This window comes from Neobacillus niacini (genome assembly GCF_031456445.1).
GTDB lineage: Bacteria > Bacillota > Bacilli > Bacillales > Cytobacillaceae > Neobacillus > Neobacillus niacini_I.
In genome coordinates this window covers 1-19,909 of the sequence record NZ_JAVDUQ010000054.1, presented here as the reverse complement: position 1 = coordinate 19,909, position 19,909 = coordinate 1, and the positions used below count along the sequence as shown (strand labels likewise).

Sequence of the window (19,909 nt, the reverse complement as noted above, 5' to 3'; positions counted from 1 at the left end):
AGGAAGTTCATCTGCTACTTGCATAGAAGGTGGCTGACAACTTCCATCCAAAAAGGAGTAGGTTACTCCTTATTTTTTATGTCGCATTTTGCGTCTACTACGTAATACAAGAGTTAATCTGGACCGTTTACAGAAGACTGATTTTATTGAAAGTCAATCAATTTTTTATAACATTTTGCGATAGATGGCAGTGGTAAACAGTCTGTCATTCTTTGGTACATTCTTTATCATTCGGTGGTAAAAACTATGTCAGAGGTGGTACATTCCAATGGCCGTAATCATTTATAACAAGATAGAAATATGAGAATGCAAACGCCATAATAAATGATAATAATACAGTGTTAAAATATCTAACTTTTATTTTTTTCATCGGTAAAAAAAGTTCTTCCTAAATTAGTTTTCGAATTTAGTGCATTGACGGGAATTACAGCCCCAGAAATAGTTATTATTAGTGGAATTATATAACTTAAGAATTTCACTTTTATTCCCCCCAAAAAATTAATACTATTTTTTACGATGATGGGAACAGAATGTTTCAAAAACAATCCAAAAAACTATTAGAACAATGCCCTCATTGCTACGAATTGAAAAAATAGATTAAGGCATGTAGAATACCTTTGGAGTATTGTTCCAGGTAAATCGAGTTAATATCTTTTTTTCTTTCTTACTTAATCCATTCCTCTTCTATTTTCTTGAATGCGTTTGTCATTTTGGAACATCTTCTATTACTTGTTTAATAATATTATTTAGTTTTTCGACATCCTTTTTCTTTAAACCTGCTTGTCTAACTACTTCCCATTCCTTAATGTACACACTTGTTTTTTTCATATTTAAAACAATGTGCTTAATTCTTCTAATCTGAAATTGTTCTATTGACTCCACATAAAGGTCTAACAGTTTTTTAGTCCTTGGTAACTTGTCTATATTTTTGTACAGTGAAGCCAATGACAAATCTTTAATCCTCCTACCAATTTCATTTTTAGTTACCCTTTTCAATTCATCTGCTTCTATGATTTCCTTTATAACTGTTTCAACCTGCATTGAAATAATTTCATCACGTTTTTCCCAATCAATTCTTAAATTAAATGTTTTTTTACTCTTTGTTACTAAAGGATAATGCTTTAAAAGCCATTCTTTATCATTTCTATAAAGCCACATATATAATTTAGGATTTATAGACCTTATTTCAGTAATAGTTTTTTTATTATTTTCAATTAAATCAGTCCATTCTCTTCTGTATCCCTGGGTGCATGTATCTTGTTTTATATCTTCATTACTTTGCTCATTGGCACTTAACTTCCTCTTTACAGTCATTGGGTCTACACCAAGTATAATGGCTTTACTTCTTAATGATAGCTCTTGTTTCGATAGTTCCTGAAGCTTTTGTTCCCATACCGAACCAAAGGACTTTATTCGCCCTATCTTATAACGGTCATTTTCATACAGATCAGGGCCTCGTCTTGAATATTCAAATCCACATTCACATGAAAAAGTACCAACTGGGTTGCTTGTCTTATAATCCCTTGTAATAAAACATTTAGTGATGACAGACCTTTTATAATGGTCAGCTGCTTTATTTAGACATGGCCAAGGGCCACTTCCAAATGGTTCAAACGTAGTATTGCTAATTTTATCCTTTAGAGAGGATACAGTTTCCCCCAAAAAACTCAATAACAAAATATGTCTTAAAGGGTGAGCACTTCCTCTTGGTTTTCTTAACATCTTATGTAACCATGTATCTTCTTCATCTTTTGAAATATAACAATTTAACTTTTTTAATAGTGTTACACCGTAGAATTCGTTAAACTTAGGGATTAAGTCAACCCATTTAATTCTACCCGAAACTGAAACTAACCCTTCTTGCTTTAACCTTATAATATAAAAGTTTTTTAAGTTTTCTAATCCAAATGGATATATATTATTGTTTAGAAGATAAAAAGTCTGATCGGAAATAAACTTTAAATGCTCAAAAAAGCTATGATGTTCCCTACATACATCCGAATCATTTTCGTGAACACTTTTTTTAATAGAAATGAACTCATGTTTGTTCTTCCTTTCGGAGTACATTACGTTCGATTCTTTAAGAATTGAACTGTGTTTTGGGCAGATCATCACACCTTCAACTTGATGAACTCGATGCCAATATGATTCTTCATTTGCTACTTTTTCTTCTTCCACACACTGCAGACAATATCTCAAAAAATCTGGACTCTTCACTGTACTTGCTGTTTTTCCTAATTTCATGAAAAGGGATTTCCCATTACTTTCACTCATTATTTCCATTAACTCTAGATATCTTTCTTTTGGAATAAAAGGAGCATAGTAAGGTAATAAGGTATGTCTATTTATTAAATACTCCGAAGTATAGGCATTAGGGGTAGGTAATCTCTCACAAATTAGTTTTAAGCTAGTGGGTAATATTGTGGAAGCACATATGGTTTCTGAGCCATACAAATCATTCATTGTCGTCTTTGTATTTTCATTTCCTGAATACAAATGATACCTTGCTAAAATACTGTACAAAAGCTCATCCTCATAAAGAAATGGGAATAATATCATTACTTTCACTCCATCGGTTTAATAATAATATATTACCCATAATTTCCCTTATCTAATTATCTCTAGTTAATTCTTCTAACACTTTTTCAATTCTTTTAATTGTTTCTTCTTTACACTTGCGATATGTTTTATTATAATCACGAATACTGTTAAATGTTATATTTTTATAGCCGTATGATTTAAGTTTTGATACTATATAAGGCACATTCCGTACTTGATAGTCATCAATACTCTCTATATGTGACTCAAGTATTTGTTTTGTTTTGGGCAATTTAGACAAATAAGCAAGTATCCGATTCTTTTCTTTTTCGTCTAATACATTTATAATCAAATGTTTTCCTATTCTCCTAGCTGGATTAGAACTATAAACTTTTTTCGCAGCAACTTTTATCTTATATTTCATCTCTTCATCCAACTTAGAATAATCAATTTTTGTTAGATCCATAGGAGGTAAAACCCTATTAAACCAGTCGGCATCATTTGCTAAAAGCCATAAATATTCTTTCCTAAGCTCCTTATGTGCATCCATTCGTTTTAAATCAATTTTAGATCTTTTTAATTCTAATATCCTTTTTCTATATTTTTCTCTTACTTCAAAAGTATCTTCTTTAATTTTGGTAGCTGCAACTTCAGTATAAGTCTCATACAAACTAAAGCTCTTGTTTAAATCTTGACCCGTACTTCTCATTAAGCTTTGAATAAAATCGGATTGTGAGTTCTTTACTTTATTTAAATAACGCCTTACTGTTTCAGTGTCAGCTTTAACAATCTTTGCGATTTCTGGACATTTATATCCGGTTCCATACAACTCATATACTTTACTCATCCACAAATATCCTCTTGACTTCACTGAATAATTATTATTTTCTTGTGTAGTACCTTTTTTCCACTCACGTGAATACTTAAATCCACACACTGGACATAAAAACAATCCTATGAAATTATCCCCATTTTTCTTTCGTTCACAACGCTGGATTGGTTTTTGTTCAAAACAGGGACATATTGGATTATAGCAATTCCAAGGACCAGAACCAAAAGGCAGTGTTATTGAAAAAACTTCAGAATGTTCAATAAAGTTTTTTATTGAACCAGTTAAAAAAATTATTAGCAAAAAATAAAATAGAATATAATTCACCATTTCACTCTGATTTAAAAGCCTGCCAGAGCTACTTTTTGAAAAGACTATATCCTTATCGAATCCTACCGATTCAAGTATTTTATTTTCATAAAATTTCAGAAAATCGTCTATAATCCTTGATCTATCAATCATTCCGCTAAAACTGATATAACCCTTTATACCAAGGATTATTATAATCTTTTGATATAAAGTATCATTACTCATTAACTTTGCATGTTCCTTAAAAAAGACAAATTCGGATAGTAATGTTTTTTTGAACTGGATATCTAAAGTTTCGTCTATTTTTTCATAAGTATTGGTACAACAGGGGGTGACAGTTAGATGCAGATCCTTTTTTTTAAAAAAATTTTTTCCGCATTTCGGGCATCTTACCAGTAATTTCGAATTATGCTGGTGGCAAAAATTAATAAATGCTAATTGATGTTGTAAATGCACATAACATTCTCCATATTTTTCATCATCTGTCTTCATGCATTCTAAACAATATCTGATTTCATTAGAAAAAATTGATACATTTCTTGAACTCATTAGTTTACCAGCATAATTGGAATACATATTCGTTCCGTTCATTATGTCATTATTTATTATCGATAACCTTTCTTTAGTAATAAAGGGTTTCAACAATGGAAACCATGTATGATCAAAAATATCTTCTACTAACACTTTACTTCCGTAAGGTAATTTACTTAAAAAAAATTGTAAATTTCTAGGCAAGTGCCCTAAGCTATTAGAGGACATATTAAAGAGTTCTTTTCTGCTCTCCTTTATACCAATATTATCTGACCGTATATGATATCGATAAACTATACTCCGAAAATCCTCATCAGGATATCCTTCTGGAAAATATAATAGCTTTTTCATAAGCTTCCCCCTCGCAAACTTAATTGCAAAATCTTAGTAACTCATCACATTCTCTAATTAAATTGGCTTCCTCTAAAGCCTCTTCTGTCGATAATCCCTTTTTTAAACCATGTTTTACAATGTAACGGATATCATTTTCCTCAAGTAAAGGTTTTGTCTTCTTTGATTTCCTTTGTTTTGGTAGTGAAGTGGCTTCTTGTTTTTCATTTGTACTTGTGTACATTCCTTTAGTCTCTAATGCCATTTGAGCAAGTTGTGCAAACATCCATTGCTTGTCCGCCATTCCATCACTTGCCCCATATACTGAGTTAGCCAAGTATTCCGCTAGTTCAGGATTAGATACTAAATTTAAAGCGAATTTTACTAATTCTTTTAGAACAGTCTCTTTATCTCTTTGCTGTATAGAGCGTGCATGATTTTCAGCTAATTCTCCATGCACAGTGACACGATGGGCTGCTTCCTTTAAATATTCATTAAATGAGACCCAATCTGGTTCAATATCATCCAGTTCATTTATTTCTAACGTTCCATTTCTAATTTTATTAAATTTATCATGTAAAAGTCTTAGGGTTTTGGAAGCAACCTCTCCTATAAGGTCCTTTGTAATCTTTTCATCGCCCCCATTTATAATAGCCTTGGCTTGTACATGCATAAATAATTTAACTGCAATGTCAGGTATTCCTAATGAGTGGTAGTACATTGCATGCTTAAGATCATCTGTTAGTGGAGTGAAATTTGTAGTATATTGTTGATCCCAAAGACTTTTGATTAGTTCGTTCCATTCCCAGCTTTCTTCTGTTAGTAGCGCCATAATGTTTTCACTATAACAATCTGGTATACCCCGTCTTGAGTTAGCTAAAGATTTTTTAAAAAGGTATAAAGCTTTAAAGGTACCAATAATAATTACAGGTACACCAATTGTATTAACTATTTCAGTGATGAAGTTAATCATTCGTTCATCACCACCTGAGTGAGCCTTATGCACATTTTGAATTTCATCAATTACTAATACACCTAAATTAATTTGTGCTGCTACTTTAACCATTCGTTTAGCTAAAGTATCTGTATTACCCGCTTTTTCACCATATTTATGATAAAAATTACTTCCCAATAATTCATCTACTTTATCATAGAAGTTCTTACATAGTGCTCCAATGGATTTTCCACTTGGGCACTCTATATTTAACCAAACTACTTGTGTCATTAGTAATTTTTTTTCTCTATATTCACTATGGTGAATAACTTGTGGGAAAAGTCGTTTTAATATTCTTTCGTAAACTTTGCTTTTGCCAATCCCGCTTATCCCTATTTCTGCAACACTTTGTGCAGTCTGTATGTTACCTGCAATATTTGCTCCATTTTCATCTAGACCACTTTCAAAAATTTTATCCCAACCAATTGCAAATTGGCGATTGTAAATAGATGTAATTGGGTTTCTTGATTGATAGCCAATTTTTATCATGTTGTATAATCCTCTATACTTATCATAATGATTTGGAAGTGGCACCCAGAAACTCGGTTTTATTTGTTGAACAAGTTCAAGTCTGTCTTCTACGTCTAACTCTAAATGACTAGATTCATACTCTGGTAAAGAATTAAGGGTATCAAAAAATTGTTCTAGCCCTAATCTGTTAGGAAGTGCTTCGATAAAAGGATTCCCCTTATTACTTGAAACAATTTGTTCCTTATATTCAGCCTTACAATGAATTCCTTTCAGGCTTTCTATCCCTTCATTCCACAGATTCACGGTTCCTTCTCCTTCTATTCAGTTTTTCACTAAAAAGTTTTTGAACTTCACTTAGTCCTTCTACTTCGCTGACCTGGACTTGCTTCGGGAATGGAACTACCTCCGCTTTTGACTCTAGAGGAGTATTCAATTCGGTATGCTTAGGAACTGTCCAAGCATCCTCACTTCCTTTTGATCTAGCTTCTGCCTTTCTAGTTTCCCTTTTGTCTTTCTGTCTTTCATAAGTACTCATACCTTCAGTAGCAGTTTTTGTTTCATTCTTTGCATTTTGAGCTAATTTTTTTGAAAAAGCATTTAATACAGCTTTATGTTGTTTTTCTTCCCTTTTATTCTGATTTAATTGATCTTTCTTATATTTCATTATGGCCTTTACATCCTCTAAATGTAGCCCGTCATATTCTTTAAATTTATCCGTAAGAACACATTGCTCTAGGCTTCCATCTTTTAACCTTATAAAAATACTACTAACATTCCTTGGATCATAAGAAATGGTTATTTGCTTCTCACCATCAATACTTTCTTCTACAAACCAACCGTCTTTAATTCCACGAGGACTTGCATAACACATCCCTTGCCATTTAATCCCCGATCTCGTTACTGTTGCACCTTCCTTAGGGAGTAAGTTATAACGCAATAAATCGCGAGGTTTTTCATGTAAAAGTTTCTTTCCCCTACCCCAATTCCATACACCCAATGGAGTAAGCTCAACTTTATCTTCAAACATCTCCTTTGTCACAACATAATCCTTAGGTAGTGCACTCTTATTGTAAGTGAGGATAAACATGATCATGAATTGTGTAAACTCAAAAATGGTCAATACTGCATTTCTCGCTGGATCTTTATCTCCACGCTCTATTAATTTTGGAGGTTTTGCCCCAAACCTAGAAAAGAGTGCTCTTATCTTCATATTAGTTAATCTAAAATGTTGTTCAATAAAGGGTTTTAAGTCACCTCTATATGATGGAGCATTAGCTACATCAACATTGATATTAACAAGATTTTCTGACATCTTTGCTTTTAACTCCCCTCTGTCACCAACAATCATACGTGGAAGATGTGCACAAGGCCAATCACTTTCTTCAATATCAATCCCATATCTTCGGCAAAATTCTACTTTATTTGTTGCAGTATTTTCTATAGCAACCATTTGCTCTACTGATGAAGCATGAGACCATGTTGCATGAAATCCTACAATTAAACGACTAAATACATCTTTTACCATGTATAAAGTTGGTGAACCTAATATCGTTTTTCTATCTTCTGCAACTAGAATAATATCGGCTGGAGTTGAATCAATTTCAAATACTGCTCCCACACTTGTTGCAAGTTCTCCAGCATTCCCCAATAAAGCCCGTACCTCCATTTCAGCTTTTCTTTTTCCTCTTCTTTTTGAATGCCTTTCATACTTTGAATAAGTTTTTTTGTACCAAGTCCTAAATTGTTTAACTGTAGGTGATTTTTCAGGCTTTACAATTGGGACCAACACCCCCTGCTCACGGACTTTCCCCGGACTATACCACTTTTCACACATATGTTGATGTGTTTCAAGGATATCCATACCTCCTTCTTCATGGAATAATTTAATTGCTTTTTTAAATATCTCTTTATCTTTTTCCGTTACAATAAAAACATTTCCATCCGCTGAACGTGGACCAGTTTTTCTCGTTATATTTCTTGGTTTCCCTGGTGCACCACAATCAAAATAATCAGATAAAAGACCATTAATTGATTTTCCGTAAAACCAATATTTTTTAAGGGTCTCATAAATAACCTTTCTTTTCTTGCCAGTACTATCTTCGACCTTAGAAACTAAAGGCCCTCGTTTTTCTGACATATAAATATCAGGCTCTTGAAAAACAATATCCTTTATTACCTCCCATTTTGCATCTCTTCTAGCCCTATATTTATTTAAATACTCCTCATCTGGAGAAATTAGTCTTAGATCAGGATTTATTTCTAGAGTTTTAAGTTGTCCTTCCTTTAATTCATTTATTATTTCTTCATACTTTCGAAAAAATGGATACTTCATATTTTTCTTATCAGTGATATCCATAAGAACAACATATTCTTGATCCGATGAAATCCAAAGTACACGGTGTAGAGATTCTTGATTTAGATCCAAATCGAGTTGTTGGAGAATCACATTTTCAACAATCAACAAATTTATCAACTCCTATCCAATCTCTTTACTTCTTTTAGTTTGATATTCTAAACTGGAAATTTTTAATGGCTTAGATTCAATAATTGGGATGTTCATATCAGTTCTCCATTTTTTGTTTGCAAGCATGTATTGGAGAATAAACATACATGACCCTGATTCTAATCCAAACTCTTTATCGCTTCGAAGACAAATTTTGCTTATAGATGTCTCACCCTCATCTTTAGAAATATTCCTAAATAGAGGCTTATTAATAAAATCCACTACTTCTTCATCAATACCTGATCTAGTGTCTAAATACCTCGCTTCACACATCCACTCCACATTTTTTATCAAAGTTTTAGGAAGTTTACATTCAGTAATTATTTCCCAATTAATGCCTTGTTCATTAAAAAATCGTCTTTCAATTTCAAATAACTCCAATGTTCGATTATCAAGTTTATTTCCGGGTTTAACTGTCCGAACTACATCAATTAAGCCATTAGGAGTCCTTAATGTAATTACAAAATCTGTTGTCATTACTACCGGGACATTATCATAATGTGCATGTTTTATTCCTAACTGGTCAGCAATTTCTTCTGTTCTCTTCATTGGAAATAATGGAAATTGTTCCCTTATATCAACAACCTCATCCAACCATTCCAAATAATAAAGATAATTTCTTTCATGATTTGATAATGTATGGTGAGTTCTTTTCGTCTTCCAACCTTTATGGCGAGTTATCCAACCGTCTGAAGCCACTTTATTGTCATGAGCTTGAATAAAAGGTTTATAATTCTCACCCGTGCCTTGCCCGTAACCATTTTTTATTCTATTTGATTGAAATTTGACAATACGTTCTCCTTTTTTTGACATATACACCATCTCCTTTTATTTCAATATATATTTTCAAAGAATTAAAAACGACTCGATAGAGGACAATTTAAAAAAAGCTCCGCCCTAAATGGGCGGAGCTTTTTTTAGAAATTTATTAAATTGTTGATTATTTTTTTTAATGCAAAATAAACTCAACATTTATACAACCTCTGGGTTTTTTTGTTCATTATAACAACATTAAATAATAAAAATCAATAGTAGCCAGTTACTAACATTATTACTCAGTTACCAACAATAATGTCTAGTTACCAACATAAATGTCAGTTAACATAAATAGTTTATATATCGCCTTCTTTATTCAACCGTTACCGATTTTGCTAAGTTACGTGGTTTATCCACGTCGCAATCACGGTGAAGGGCTGCGTAGTAGGCAATTAATTGTAATGGTATAACAGAGATAAGTGGTGTTAGTAATTCATGTACTTCCGGAATGACGAAGCTGTCTTCGTCCATATTTAGACCCTTCATCGAAATGATGCATGGGTTTGCTCCGCGGGCAACAACTTCCTTCACATTTCCGCGAATGCTTAGGTTTACACTTTCTTGTGTAGCTAGAGCAATAATCGGTGTTCCTTCTTCAATTAAAGCAATCGTTCCATGCTTTAATTCTCCGCCGGCAAAGCCTTCTGCTTGAATATAGGAAATTTCCTTTAACTTTAAGGATCCTTCTAAGCAGACATAATAGTCAACTCCGCGGCCGATAAAGAAGGCATTGCGTGTTACCGATAAGAATTCTCTTGAGATATGCTCAAACAGCTCTTTTGAGCCACATAGAACTTGCATTGCGTTTGCAATAATTCCTAGTTCATACACCAGATCAAAATCAACTGTGATATTTTGGCTTTTTGCCGTTACCTCAGCCAGTATGGAAAGCACAGCGATTTGGGCTGTATATGCCTTCGTAGACGCAACAGCAATTTCAGGACCGGCATGGAGCAATAGTGTATAATCCGCTTCACGAGAAAGCGTTGAGCCAGGAACATTTGTAATCGTTAACGTACGATAACCCATTTCTTTTACTTTCACAAGTACAGCACGGCTGTCGGCTGTTTCTCCACTCTGTGTAATGAAGATAAACAACGGCTTTTTCGATAACAGCGGCATATTATAGACAAATTCACTGGCAATATGAACTTCTACTGGAATTTTAGCCATATTTTCAATGAGCTGTTTTCCGACAAGACCCGCATGATAGGAAGTTCCTGCTGCGACAATATAGACACGGTCACTATCGTTCATGGCGCTGATGATTTCAGGGTCTAAAGATAGTTCTCCTTGTTCATTTTGATACGTTTGAATGATCTTACGCATCACAAGTGGCTGCTCATCAATTTCTTTTAACATGTAATGTGGATAAGTACCCTTCTCAATATCACTTGCATCCAGCTCTGCTTTATATGGATTGCGGTTAATGGATTCTCCGGATAGGTTTTGAATCGTCACTTCATCTTTTGTTACAATAACAACTTCTTTGTCCATGATTTCCACATATTTGTCTGTTACTTGTAACATCGCCATCGCATCACTTGCAACGACATTAAAGCCATTTCCTAAACCAACAAGAAGCGGGCTTTTATTCTTTGCAACATAAATGGTTTCAGGATTTTGTGCATCTAACAAGGCAAGTGCATAGGAACCATGTAAAAGAGTTAACGTTTTACGAAATGCTTCTAAAACCGTTAAGCCTTCGGTTACAAACAACTCAATCAACTGAACAATAACTTCCGTATCTGTTTCACTTTTAAACTCAACATTTGAAAGATATTCGCGCTTTAAGAGATCATAATTCTCAATCACACCATTGTGTACAAGCGTAAAACGGTCCGAAGCACTTTGATGGGGATGGGAATTTGTTTTGCTTGGTACTCCATGAGTTGCCCAACGAGTATGCCCAATTCCGATATGAGCTGATACCTTTTCATCCACAATCTTCCGCAAATCTGCGATACGGCCTTTTTCTTTAAATACACGAATCCCGTTCTCGTTCTGAAGCGCAATACCTGCTGAATCATATCCGCGATATTCAAGCTTTTCGAGGCCTTTTAATAAAATTTCTTTTGAGTCTTTATTTCCAATATATCCAACAATTCCACACATAATAATCTTTCCTCCCTGATACAGGGGGCAAGAATGCTTGGAGGCTCACCTTGCCCCCTTATCTCCGTTTTTTAGGTATCTGTCTATACCTTTTAATATGTGTGCATTCTCTTCTCTTTGTGCAACGGGTTGCCCCATATGTTTTAAAGAAGAACTGACGGTTGTGCATCGCAACCGGGAGGTATCCGCCGAACATTTCGATAAACCTCCTCCTCGTCAACTAATCCAACTCACCATGAATTAGTTCAGGCGCTTTAAAATATTTTCAACCACTATCCACCTTTCCCTAATAGAATATGCTTCTACTACAAAGCAAATCAATCTTACCTGAATTCAAGATTTCCGTCAACTAGGAAGATAAAGGAATTTTGGCATTTATTTTACAAGTGGAAAATCATACATAATAAAATATGCATAAGGGCTGGTAAGGTTCCCTTATGCATATAAAATAGACTATTCTTTTAATTCCATTTCTTCTTTAACAACCGTAACAATTCGATTTACGTAGGATTCACAAAGTTCTTCCGTTGGTGCCTCGACCATTACCCGGACAAGTGGTTCAGTTCCTGATGGACGGACAAGCACTCGGCCATCGCCTGCCATTTCTGCCTCGACCTGCTCAATAACTGCCTTAACTTTTCCATTATCTGTTACATGGTGTTTGTCTATAACTCTTACGTTAACAAGCTTCTGCGGGAACTTCTTCATTTCATCAGCTAACTCGGATAGTGGCTTATGAGTTGCCTTCATAATATTGACTAATTGTAAGCCCGTTAATAAACCGTCACCTGTTGTGTTATAGTCAAGGAAAATAATATGGCCTGATTGCTCTCCGCCTAGATTGTAGCCGCTTTTCTTCATTTCTTCTACCACATAACGATCTCCTACTGCTGTAGGAACGCTTTTGATTCCATGGCTTTCAAGCGCCTTATAAAAACCAAGATTACTCATGACGGTTGAAACAATCGTACCATGTTTTAAACGTCCATGTTCCTTCATGTACTTTCCACATATGTACATAATTTGGTCGCCGTCCACGATATTTCCCTTTTCGTCAATCGCAATCAAACGGTCTCCATCCCCATCAAACGATAAGCCCACATCAGCATTCTTTTCCCTTACCAATTGAGCCAAGGCCTCAGGATGGGTTGAGCCGACACCGGCGTTAATATTCAGTCCATTGGGAGACGCTCCCATGGTCGATAAATCTGCATCAAGATCGGCAAATAGATGCGTTGCAAGCGAGGATGTCGCTCCGTGTGCACAATCTAAGGCAATATGAATTCCGGAAAAGTCTTCATCTACCGTGTGTTTTAAGTATTGAAGATATTTTTGTCCACCTTCGAAATAGTCCATTACCTGCCCCAAATCGGAGCCAACTGGTCTTGGTAATTGATCCTCCGGTAAATCAATTAGCTTTTCAATTTCTAATTCTTGTTCATCCGAAAGTTTAAAACCATCAGGACCAAAAAACTTAATTCCGTTATCTGCTACTGGGTTATGAGAGGCGGAAATCATGACTCCCGCCTGGGCCCCTAACGCTTTTGTTAAATAAGAGACACCAGGAGTAGAAATAACCCCCAGTCTCATTACTTCTGCACCAATGGACAGTAAGCCGGCAACAAGAGCCCCTTCCAGCATATGGCCTGAGATACGTGTGTCACGGCCAATAATGACTTTAGGGCGGTCCTTGTCCTTTGTTAAAACATATCCACCAAAACGCCCTAACTTAAAGGCAAATTCAGGTGTTAATTCACTATTTGCAACTCCGCGTACGCCATCGGTACCGAAATATTTTCCCATTATTAAAATCGCTCCTTCATAAATATATTGCAGGATCTATGCGTTGTTTTTAATTATTGTGACATTTGCTGATGATTGATCAAGCTCCCAGTTTACCTCTGAAGGCCCCTCTACTTGAATTTTTACATTATGGTCCCCTTGCTTAAGTTTGGACACATCGATAAAAATATTAAAATCCTTCGCTTTTAATTTCTCTACCGTGGAACTTGGACCATTAACCATTAAATCGACATTTTCGGGATTGTTTACTTCCGCAGAATACTGGGCAGATTCACCAAGAATTTTTAACGGAATACCCGAAATGGTTTTCTCATCTTGTTTTTTTACGGCAATGGTTGCTTTCACCATATCCGGCGATACTTTTGTGATTCCATTCGAAATGATAACTGGTAAATCGAGTGTCGTATTGTCATCTATTTTACTTACATCCACCTCAACGCGGACATGGGCATTTTTTAAAGCATGCTCACTTCCAATGATCACTGCCTCCGGTTTATCTAAGGTGATGGAATCAATGGTGACTCCACTTGGCGGTGTTCCAATTTGTTTTATATCAATCGGAACCTTTTTACTTATATCCTTAACAGGAATCGTTACCTTTACTGTTCCTGGATCAACCTCTACGTCTAACTTATTTAGGTCACGATCAAGAACCTGGACATTCGCTTCCTGTGTAATCGTTTGATTAATCTGGTCTTTAACATTGAGTGTTGCTTTTACATAGCTAATCCGATCAATTAAATTTTTTGCCCCGGTAATTTTTACTTTATTTGGCTCAACAACCGGCTGCCCTGCTGCAAAACCTTCTTGCAGCAAATTATGGTTAAATTCAGTATCCACGTTATATTCCTGTGTAATTTTCTCCTGGATGGAGACATTCACACGTGATGGCTTGATGGTAGCCTTTAATTTATCCGATAAACCTTTTATCTTCAATTTTACGGTCTGATGGCCAATCTTTGCATTTGTTAAATCTACATATACTTCAAAATTCCTTAATACTTTTGCATTTTGAATATGAGTTACCGGTCCCTGTAACTTTACCTTCACTGTGTTTGGGATCCCTGAGACGACTAAATTTTCCGTATCATAGTAAACCTTTACGGGTACATCACTAAGGGTTTCGGTGGTTTGCTCACCTGGTACATTCACATCAGTAAACTTACTGTTTCCAGTATGGGGAACGGATGAATAAAGCAGAACCGCTAAAACCAATGCAAGAATTTTAATAAACCACCGATTATCCATCAGTTTATCCATTTTTCTTCCCCCTCCAGTTCCAACGAGCTGAAGAAGCCTGTTTGACTTTGTTATTTACTAATAATTCGCTCAATAATAATTCCTTAAACTCATCGGCATTTAAATCTCGGTGAAGTTCTCCGTTTTTTGTGAGAGATATTCCTCCCGTTTCCTCAGAAACTACCACTGTGATGCTATCTGTTACCTCACTAATTCCGAGTGCTGCCCGGTGTCTTGTACCCAGCTCCTTTGAAATAAAAGGACTCTCGGATAATGGCAGGTAACAAGCCGCTGCGGATACATTATTTTTTTGAATAATGACCGCCCCGTCATGGAGAGGTGTATTAGGGATAAAAATATTAATGAGTAATTCAGAGGAAATTTTTGAATCTAATGGAATCCCCGTTTCAATGTAATCACCCATTCCGGTTTCTTTTTCAATCGAAATTAATGCCCCAATTCGACGTTTTGCCATGTAATCTGTTGCTTTAATAATGGCTGTAACAGTTTTCTCCGGATCATCATCATCTGGATTGCCGCTTCTTGAGAAAAACCGTCCCCTGCCCAGCTGTTCAAGTGCTCTTCTAAGTTCAGGCTGAAATATAATAATAATCGCTAGAAATCCCCAGTTAATGGCCTGTTGCATCATCCAGCTTAATGTTTTTAAGCCAAAATACTCACTGACTACTCGAACAAGAAGAATGACCAAAATTCCTTTGAGTAGTTGGACAGCCTTTGTTCCCCTTATAACATTAATCAGCTTGTAAATGACATACCACACAAGGAGAATATCAACAATACTAGCTAAATACTTCCATACTGTGAAATCGGCAAACGGCATTGTTCTTCCTCCGTAATTTTACATAAGAATCCTTGAAATCTAAACCCTTGTTATTATAACATAAATCCAGCTTGTACCTATTATATGTAGTATCATAGAAAAACAAATCACTCGGGATCGGAGTGATTTATTTTCTACTTCGTTTCGTTTTGATCAAACACGTTCACCACATCATGTGCAGTCTTTTTCATATAATACCAGATCCAATCAAAAACCTCATTCACTTCTTCGATTTTACCTGTTACATGCCCGGCTGAAGCCATATATTTTTCCCCATTAATGACTGTAACATCTCCCTGAACTTCCCCTTCAATCTTTAATTTACCATTTCGAACAATGACATCCCCCTTTACAACTTCGCCTTTAGGGACAATGACGGTATTGTTTTGGACAATCAAATTCTTTTGTTTCGAAACAGAAAATTCGCGGTTCTGATTCCAGGTTGAAAACAAACTTCCTACCATTAAAACAATAAACAGGGATGCGGCAGCCAATAAAGGATGATTTTTCAACCAGCGTTCCATACCCACTTTTTTCTTTTCTTTTGGAAGTTTTGCCATGACCTTGGCTGTAAAGTCGTGCGGTGCCTGCATATTTGAGGTGCTTTTCACAAAAGCAACTGTCTTTTTTAATTCATTAAACAGGGTTCCACACTCTTTACAGCCTTGGAGGTGTTCTCTTAGAATGATTTTATTTTCTGGTGTGATCTCTTCATCTAAAGAATCATGCATTAATTCAATGATTTGTTCTGGACATTTCAACCGTCTCACCTCTTATCACACATAACGTAATTGTTGCCGTAAAGCTTCCCGCCCGCGATGAATTCTCGTTTTAACTGTACCTAAGGGCATGTCGAGAATTTCACTAATTTCTTTTAATGACATTTCTTCAATATATTTTAAGACAATGACTGAGCGATATTTTTCAGGCAGTTTTAAAATTTCCTTTTGGACCGTTTCATGGAGCTCTAAGCTTTCCACTTCGCTCTCGGGGGGTTTTGCCGGCGAAGGAATTTGTGAATACATGGTAAGCCCTTCCGTTCCAGCTACTTCTGCATCTAAATAGTAATCCGGCTTCTTTTTTCGAATGCGATCAATACAAAGATTCGTTGCAATGCGAAAAAGCCAGGTTGAAAATTTTAAATCTTGATTAAAAGTACGAATATTCATATAAGCACGTAGAAAAGCTTCTTGGGCAAGATCTTCTGCCTCATGCCGGTTTCCAATCATTCGGAAACAAAGCTGGTACACACTATTCTTATAAATCTCAACAATATCGGCAAATGCTTCTTGGTCTCCCTTTAATACTTGCTTAATTCTCTTTTTAATGACCGCTTCCATCTATTTACCTCCGCTCTGATGCGGCTATACGATACTACGAATCGATAGCGAAAAAGTTTCGTTTTGAACGAAAAACTTCTCAATACCTTTAATATTAACAAAAATTTACTAAACGCGCGCGGAAACTGATTTTGTTAGAAAAATAAAAGCGCAAGCGCCCGTTTTGCGGCGTATGGCCTCCTCGAAAAAGCTAACGCTTTTCCTTCCTGCGATGCTGATGCTGTCGAAGCTTTCCTTGTGGAGCTCATCGACTGAGATAAAGGAAACACGATGAGCGGAGCGAATCGATGTTGACTTATCGTAGGGAGATGAGCGAAGGACACTAGACGCAGGGCGCTGAAGCTGGACAATTCTCGAAGTCGAAATTTTATACGCTTCTCTTAAAATAAAAAAAGCAGCCGAGGCTGCTTTTTATAATAGTTTTTCGCCAAATAATGAACCCATTAATGCTACCGCACAAGTGGCTGTTCTGTTTTTCTCATCTAGAATAGGATTTACTTCAACAAATTCCGCTGAAGTTACGATTTTGGATTCTTCCAGCATTTCCATTGCAAGATGGCTTTCACGGTAACTGATTCCACCCATTACTGGTGTTCCAACTCCTGGTGCATCACTTGGATCTAGACCATCTAAGTCTAATGATAAATGAACACCATCTGTTCTTTCTTTAAGATAGGCGATTGTTTCTTCCATTACCTTGGTCATCCCTAGGCGATCAATTTCATGCATGGTGTAAACTTTAATGCCGATTTCTTTGATTAAATCCTTCTCTCCGTCATCAAGAGCTCTTGCACCGATAATGACAACATTCTCCGGTCTAATTTTTGGACAATAACCGCCAAGTTCTGTTAGCAGTGGATGTCCTAATCCTAAGCTTGCTGCTAATGGCATTCCATGAATATTTCCTGTTGGAGAGGTTTCTGCAGTATTTAAATCACCATGGGCATCATACCAGATAACACCAAGATTTTTATAGTGTTTTGCTACACCTGCTAATGTACCGATTGCTATACTATGATCTCCACCAAGAACGAGTGGGAAAGATCCTGATTCGATGACTTCGTCCACCTTCTCGGCAAGTAATGTATTTTTTTCTGCTACTAAATCTAAATTACGAAGATTTGATTCTTTATCTACGACTACCTCAGGTCTGCCAATTGGAATATCACCTAAATCGTGTACTTCATCAAAAAGAGGTTTTAGGCGCTCGTTAATCCCAGCGTAGCGGATTGCACTCGGCCCCATATCGACTCCTCTTCTCATTTGTCCTAAATCCATAGGCATCCCAATAATTGATAGCTTTTTCATCCCTTTTACCTCCTAGCCTTTATATCCCTATTTTAACCGCTTTCATTAAGATGACTCAACTCGACAAAATTATGTATATATATGCGGGGAGGGCCTGTAAATACTGATCTAATGGGGTTTAGCAGGTTTATTCCGTAAGTTCCTGTGAGGATGGCTATGACTTTTGGGAAAATTTTTAATGTTGTTTTAATCTTGGAGTTTAAATTGGCGCTTCGTTCTGAAGATTAGGCGGATTTGAGCCAGTTCCGGTTGAAACCTTCGGGGCAAGGAACCTAAGAAAGCCATAGACGACACTTTTAGCTATTTTCGGCCTGGCTTTGTCGCCTATCACGCTTTTAGGCGACACTTTTAGCTGTTTTCGGCTTGATTTTGTCGCCTATCAGGCTTATAAGTGACACTTTTAGCTGTTTTCGGCTTGGTTTTGTCGCCTATCGCGCTTTTAGGCGACACTTTTAGCTGTTTTCCGCTTTATTTTGTCTCCTATCAGGCTTATAGGCGACACTTTTAGCTGTTTTCCGCTTTATTTTGTCTCCTATCAGGCTTATAAGCGACACTTTTAGCTGTTTTCGGCTTGGTTTTGTCGCCTATCGCGCTTATAAGCGACATTTTAAGCTGTTTTCCGCTTTATTTTGTCTCCTATCAGGCTTATAGGCGACACTTTTAGCTGTTTTCGGCCTGGTTTTGTCGCCTATCGCGCTTATAAGCGACACTTTTTTCTGCTTTCTAGCTAATATTGTCTCCAATTATATATAGAAGAGGTTTTTCAATCAAACATAGTTCTTTCCTAAATATAAAAAAGCCTTAAATCATTATCTGATTTAAGGCTTATAGTTTATGTAGTAGATGGTGGAGTCTAGGGGGATCGAACCCCTGACCTCCTGCGTGCAAAGCAGGCGCTCTCCCAGCTGAGCTAAGACCCCGATATATTATTTTGGAGCGGAAGACGGGATTCGAACCCACGACCCCCACCTTGGCAAGGTTATGTTCTACCACTGAACTACTTCCGCAATTCAAAGGTAAAGACCCTTGGTCAATTTCAAATAATATGAGCCATGAAGGACTCGAACCTTCGACCCTCTGATTAAAAGTCAGATGCTCTACCAACTGAGCTAATGGCTCAACTTATGGCTGGGCTAGCTGGATTTGAACCAACGCATGTCGCAGTCAAAGTGCGATGCCTTACCGCTTGGCTATAGCCCAACAATATGATGTAACTTAGTTTGTCCAACTTTTTCTATATTATGAATGGTGGAGGGGGACGGATTCGAACCGCCGAACCCTGAGGGAGCGGATTTACAGTCCGCCGCGTTTAGCCACTTCGCTACCCCTCCATCAAAATAAAAAAGTGCCGGCTAGAGGACTTGAACCCCCAACCTACTGATTACAAGTCAGTTGCTCTACCAATTGAGCTAAACCGGCATGGTACAAACTAATTAAATATGGTGGAGGATGACGGGATCGAACCGCCGACCCTCTGCTTGTAAGGCAGATGCTCTCCCAGCTGAGCTAATCCTCCATTATAATGAAAGTTATTTTCACACAAGTAAAAAAACCTTGATGACCCCTACGGGATTCGAACCCGTGTTACCGCCGTGAAAGGGCGGTGTCTTAACCGCTTGACCAAGGGGCCAAAAATCTATTTTATGTTAGGTAAGCTTCCAAGCGGGCTCGAACCGCTGACCTCTTCCTTACCATGGAAGTGCTCTACCTACTGAGCTATGGAAGCATAGCTAATTCTTTTAAAAATAAAAATGGCTCCGCAGGTAGGACTCGAACCTACGACCGATCGGTTAACAGCCGATAGCTCTACCACTGAGCTACTGCGGAATAATTTTATAACAGCCTGACAACGTCCTACTCTCACAGGGGGACAGCCCCCAACTACCATCGGCGCTGAGAAGCTTAACTTCCGTGTTCGGTATGGGAACGGGTGTGACCTTCT

12 protein-coding genes, 10 tRNA genes and 1 rRNA gene are annotated in these 19,909 nt (G+C 36.7%); all 23 read right to left on the bottom strand.

The window, feature by feature from the left end; all coding sequences use genetic code 11:
* Positions 1-705: 705 nt before the first annotated feature.
* On the bottom strand, positions 706-2,559 hold the full coding sequence (locus tag J2Y67_RS26195; RefSeq protein ID WP_310178894.1) for a TnsD family transposase: 1,854 nt from the start codon (positions 2,557-2,559) through the stop codon (positions 706-708).
* Between the two features lie 52 nt (positions 2,560-2,611).
* A complete protein-coding gene (locus J2Y67_RS26190; RefSeq protein ID WP_310178893.1) occupies positions 2,612-4,558 on the bottom strand; it encodes a TnsD family Tn7-like transposition protein in 1,947 nt (648 codons plus the stop codon).
* A gap of 19 nt (positions 4,559-4,577) precedes the next feature.
* Entirely contained in the window at positions 4,578-6,305 is a 1,728-nt protein-coding gene (locus J2Y67_RS26185; protein ID WP_310178891.1) for an ATP-binding protein, read from the bottom strand.
* Positions 6,289-8,466: a Mu transposase C-terminal domain-containing protein gene (locus tag J2Y67_RS26180; RefSeq protein ID WP_310178889.1), complete on the bottom strand. Its 2,178-nt coding sequence runs from the start codon at positions 8,464-8,466 to the stop codon at positions 6,289-6,291. The genes J2Y67_RS26185 and J2Y67_RS26180 overlap by 17 nt, the downstream gene beginning before the upstream one ends.
* 12 nt (positions 8,467-8,478) lie before the next feature.
* Entirely contained in the window at positions 8,479-9,318 is an 840-nt protein-coding gene (locus tag J2Y67_RS26175; RefSeq protein WP_310178887.1) for a TnsA endonuclease N-terminal domain-containing protein, read from the bottom strand.
* 315 nt (positions 9,319-9,633) lie between these two features.
* Positions 9,634-11,436, bottom strand: a complete 1,803-nt coding sequence (gene glmS / locus J2Y67_RS26170; RefSeq protein ID WP_310178885.1) for a glutamine--fructose-6-phosphate transaminase (isomerizing) — start codon at positions 11,434-11,436, stop codon at positions 9,634-9,636.
* Positions 11,437-11,889: 453 nt separating this feature from the next.
* Positions 11,890-13,239 (bottom strand): phosphoglucosamine mutase, encoded by a 1,350-nt coding sequence (gene glmM, locus J2Y67_RS26165; protein ID WP_310178884.1) that lies wholly within the window; start codon positions 13,237-13,239, stop codon positions 11,890-11,892.
* 36 nt (positions 13,240-13,275) lie between these two features.
* A complete protein-coding gene (locus J2Y67_RS26160) occupies positions 13,276-14,499 on the bottom strand; it encodes a CdaR family protein (protein ID WP_310178882.1) in 1,224 nt (407 codons plus the stop codon).
* Positions 14,492-15,319 (bottom strand): diadenylate cyclase CdaA, encoded by an 828-nt coding sequence (cdaA, locus tag J2Y67_RS26155; RefSeq protein ID WP_310178877.1) that lies wholly within the window; start codon positions 15,317-15,319, stop codon positions 14,492-14,494. Before cdaA ends, J2Y67_RS26160 begins: the two co-directional genes overlap by 8 nt.
* Positions 15,320-15,453: 134 nt before the next feature.
* Positions 15,454-16,080, bottom strand: a complete 627-nt coding sequence (locus J2Y67_RS26150; RefSeq protein ID WP_310178875.1) for an anti-sigma factor — start codon at positions 16,078-16,080, stop codon at positions 15,454-15,456.
* 15 nt (positions 16,081-16,095) lie between these two features.
* Entirely contained in the window at positions 16,096-16,659 is a 564-nt protein-coding gene (sigW, locus tag J2Y67_RS26145; protein WP_310178873.1) for an RNA polymerase sigma factor SigW, read from the bottom strand.
* Positions 16,660-17,070: 411 nt separating this feature from the next.
* On the bottom strand, positions 17,071-17,967 hold the full coding sequence (rocF, locus tag J2Y67_RS26140; protein WP_310178871.1) for an arginase: 897 nt from the start codon (positions 17,965-17,967) through the stop codon (positions 17,071-17,073).
* Between the two features lie 844 nt (positions 17,968-18,811).
* Positions 18,812-18,887: transfer RNA gene (locus tag J2Y67_RS26135), tRNA-Ala, on the bottom strand.
* A gap of 12 nt (positions 18,888-18,899) precedes the next feature.
* A tRNA-Gly gene (locus J2Y67_RS26130) sits at positions 18,900-18,974 on the bottom strand.
* A gap of 39 nt (positions 18,975-19,013) precedes the next feature.
* A tRNA-Lys gene (locus J2Y67_RS26125) sits at positions 19,014-19,086 on the bottom strand.
* Between the two features lie 6 nt (positions 19,087-19,092).
* Positions 19,093-19,167 (bottom strand) — tRNA-Gln (locus J2Y67_RS26120).
* Between the two features lie 46 nt (positions 19,168-19,213).
* Positions 19,214-19,298: transfer RNA gene (locus J2Y67_RS26115), tRNA-Tyr, on the bottom strand.
* A 15-nt stretch (positions 19,299-19,313) separates the two neighbouring features.
* Positions 19,314-19,386, bottom strand: a tRNA-Thr gene (locus J2Y67_RS26110).
* A gap of 21 nt (positions 19,387-19,407) precedes the next feature.
* Positions 19,408-19,483, bottom strand: a tRNA-Val gene (locus J2Y67_RS26105).
* A 42-nt stretch (positions 19,484-19,525) separates the two neighbouring features.
* Positions 19,526-19,597: transfer RNA gene (locus tag J2Y67_RS26100), tRNA-Glu, on the bottom strand.
* Between the two features lie 23 nt (positions 19,598-19,620).
* Positions 19,621-19,693, bottom strand: a tRNA-Thr gene (locus J2Y67_RS26095).
* 26 nt (positions 19,694-19,719) lie between these two features.
* Positions 19,720-19,794, bottom strand: a tRNA-Asn gene (locus J2Y67_RS26090).
* A gap of 14 nt (positions 19,795-19,808) precedes the next feature.
* A 5S ribosomal RNA gene (gene rrf / locus J2Y67_RS26085) occupies positions 19,809-19,909 on the bottom strand; the annotation flags it as partial.